The sequence below is a fragment of the Streptomyces phytophilus genome (assembly GCF_013870535.1).
GTDB classification, from domain to species: Bacteria; Actinomycetota; Actinomycetes; order Streptomycetales; family Streptomycetaceae; genus Streptomyces; species Streptomyces phytophilus.
This window is the reverse complement of the sequence record NZ_JACBXC010000714.1, coordinates 1-3,104: the sequence shown is the minus strand read 5'-3', so window position 1 is coordinate 3,104 and position 3,104 is coordinate 1. Positions and strand designations below refer to the sequence as shown.

Genomic DNA, 3,104 nt, shown 5'->3' with positions numbered 1-3,104 from the left:
CCGCGGAGATGCTGGCCGCCGCGGCGCAGGAGGCGGCGTGCGAGGCGGCGGAGCCGCTGGGGCCGTACCCGTCGGTGGGGCAGCTGGCGCTGACGCAGTACACGACGACGCTGGGCATCGCGCCGCAGCCCGCCGGGTCGCCGATGCGCTGACGCGGCCGTACGGGCGGGGCGCGGGCCCCGGGCAGGACTTCGCGAGCCGCCGGCGGGAGCCGGCGGCGCCGCTGTTTCAGGGGCCGGGGGTACGGGCCCGCCGCCGGCCCCGGGTCAGGCGAACACGACGCACGACGCCGCCGGCACCGCGGCCGAGCCGGTGCGGCGCGGGGTGCCGGTCGCGCTGTCGATCTCGAACCAGGTGACGTCCCCGGAGCGCTCGTTGGCCGCGTAGAGGTGGCGGCCCCGCGGGTCGATCGCGAGGTCCCGCGGCCAGGTGCCGCCGCAGGGGGTGTTCGAGACGAGTTCCCGCACCCCGCCCTCCTCGTCGAGCGCGAGGGTGGCGACGACGTCGGGGCCGCGGACGGCGGCCCAGCAGAAGCGGCCGTCCGGGGAGACCGCGATGCCCGAGGCGTACGGGGTGGCGTCCGGCTCGGCGGTCAGCAGCGGGGCCTCGGCGAGCGGTTCGAGGGTGCCGGTGGCCGCGTCCCAGGAGCAGACGGTGACGACGGGCTCCAGCTCGCAGGCGACGTAGACGCGGTGGCCGTCCGGGTGGAAGACCAGGTGCCGCGGGCCGGTGCCGGGGCGCAGCGGCACCTCGTGGTTCAGCCGCAGGGCGCCGCGCTCGGTGTCGAGGGCGCAGACGAGCACGGAGTCGGTGCCGAGGTCGACGCCGAGGATCCAGCGGCCGGTCGGATCGGGGACCACCTGATGGGCGTGCGGGCCCTCCTGGCGTTCCGCGACCGGGCCGCTGCCCTCGTGCTGGAGCAGGGCGGCGGGTCCCGCGAGCGTGCCGTCGGAGGTGACGGGGACGGTGCTGAAGCTGCCGGAGGCGTAGTTGGCGGTGATGACGTGGCCGCCGGCGAGCGCCAGGTGGGTGGGGTGGTCGCCGCTGACGGGCACGGGGTCGCCGGCGGGCTCGGGCTTGTCGTCGGCGAGCCGGAACGCGGCCACGCTGCCGCTCTCGGTCTCGCTCACGGCGTACAGCAGACCGCCGTCGGCGACGGCGAGGAACGACGGGTCGCGCAGGGCGTCGGTCGAGTGCCGCGGGGTGAGGGCGCCCGTGCCGGGGTCGATGTCGGCGACGGTGATCCCGGCGCCGCCACCGCTGGAGAACGAGCCGACACAAGCCCGCAGAACCGATTCACCCATGCGCCTTCTCCTTCCACCAGGTCCCGGCCGGTCCGGGCGACCCTACCCGACGATCTCCCGCCCGTCCGGCCAACTCCCCACGCCGGCGGCGCCGCCCGGGACGGCCCCGCGCGACGGCGGCGCGAAGGCCACGTACCGCGTTCCGCGGGTGTGCAGGACAATGCCGTACGCGCAGGGGCCGCGCACCGTGGGACCACCGGACGCGAGGAGACTCAGCATGCACGGAGCGCACACCACCCGGATCGCGGGCGCCCTGTTGTCCGCCGCCGCCCTGGTGGGCGGCATCCAGACGACGGCCGCCGCGCGGCCCGCGGACGCCGCCGACGTGATCGACGTGTCCACCGCCGACGAGTTGGAGGCGGCGCTCGCCGCCGCCGGCCCCGGCGACACGATCCGCCTGGCCGACGGCTCGTACCGCGGCAACTTCGACATCACCGCCTCGGGCAGCGGCTCGGCACCCGTCACCCTCACGGGCTCCGCCGCCGCCGTGCTGGTCACCGGCGGCGGCTACGGGCTGCACCTGGACGGGGCCTCGTACTGGAACCTGACCGGGTTCACGGTCACCGGCGGGCAGAAGGGCATCGTGCTGGACGACGCCGACCACGTGGCCATCGCCTCCGTCACCGTGCACGACCTGGACATGGAGGCGGTGCACTTCCGCAACTCCAGCTCCGACGGCTCGATCACCGACTCGCGGATCCACGACACCGGCCAGGACGGCCGCGGCATGGGCGAGGGCGTCTACGTCGGCAGCGCGGGCGGCACCGGCGACCGCAGCGACCGCATCCTCATCGAGGGCAACACGATCGGCCCCGGCGTCGGCGGCGAGAACATCGACATCAAGGAGGGCACGACCGGCGCCCGGATCATCGGCAACACCTTCGACGGCAGCGGCCTGACCGGCGCGAACTACGACGACTCGTGGGTCGACATCAAGGGGAACGACGTGCTGGTGGCGGACAACACCGGCCGCGGCACGACCAACGACGGCTACCAGACCCACGAAGTGCAGGACGGCTGGGGCTGCAACGCCACGTTCCGCGGCAACAGGTCCGACCTCGGCGGCGCGACCGGCCCCGACCGGTACGCCATCAACGTCACCAACTACGACGCGCAGAACTGCCCCGTGACCGTCTCCGGCAGCAACACCGTCACCGGCGGCCGCGGCCTGGTCAACCCCGGGATCCCGGTCACGGGCTGACCTCTGCCCCGGCCGGCGGACCCGGGCAGTCCGCTTCGTGCCGGGCTTGGCATGCTTGCCGTATGAGCGCCACCGGTACCACCGCCGTCGTCTTCGACCTCGACGGCACACTCGTCGACAGCGAACCGAACTACTACGAGGCCGGGCGCCGTGTGCTCGAAGCGCACGGCGTCACGGGCTTCACCTGGGAGGAGCACGCCGGGTTCCTGGGTGTGGGCACCCGGGAGACGCTGCACACGCTGCGCGAACGGTACGGGCTCGCGGCGCCGGTGGCGGAATTGCTGGCGGAGAAGAACGCCGCGTACCTGGAGCTGGCGCGGGCGTCGACCCAGGCGTACCCGCAGATGCGGACGTTCGCCGAGAAGCTGCGCGCGGCCGGCTGCCCGATCGCCGTCGCGTCCGGCTCCTCGCGCGCCGCCATCGAGGCGGTGCTGCCGGCGGCCGGGCTCGACGGGCTGTTCACGACGCTGGTCTCGGCGGAGGAGGTCCCGCGGGGCAAGCCGGAGCCGGACGTGTTCCTGGAGGCGGCCCGGCGGCTGGGCGTACGGCCGGCGGACTGCGCGGTGGTGGAGGACGCGCCGCCGGGGTGGGAGGCCGCG

Annotated in this window: 3 protein-coding genes; 2 read left to right on the top strand and 1 reads right to left on the bottom strand. The window is 75.1% G+C overall.

Annotation, left to right across the window (positions count from 1 at the left end):
- Positions 1-266: 266 nt before the first annotated feature.
- Positions 267-1,304, bottom strand: a complete 1,038-nt coding sequence (locus H5J30_RS24020; protein ID WP_181789454.1) for a lactonase family protein — start codon at positions 1,302-1,304, stop codon at positions 267-269.
- Between the two features lie 217 nt (positions 1,305-1,521).
- On the opposite strand from H5J30_RS24020, the gene H5J30_RS24015 reads away from it, so the two are divergent.
- On the top strand, positions 1,522-2,505 hold the full coding sequence (locus tag H5J30_RS24015; RefSeq protein WP_181789453.1) for a right-handed parallel beta-helix repeat-containing protein: 984 nt from the start codon (positions 1,522-1,524) through the stop codon (positions 2,503-2,505).
- A 62-nt stretch (positions 2,506-2,567) separates the two neighbouring features.
- The coding region (locus H5J30_RS24010) for an HAD family hydrolase (protein WP_181789452.1) at positions 2,568-3,104 on the top strand (537 nt) is incomplete at its 3' end.

Coding starts and splice junctions, on each gene's coding strand:
- H5J30_RS24020 (WP_181789454.1), bottom strand. CDS start 1,304: ATGGGTGAATCGGTTCTGCGGGCTTGTGTCGGCTCGTTCTCCAGCGGT.
- H5J30_RS24015 (WP_181789453.1), top strand. CDS start 1,522: ATGCACGGAGCGCACACCACCCGGATCGCGGGCGCCCTGTTGTCCGCC.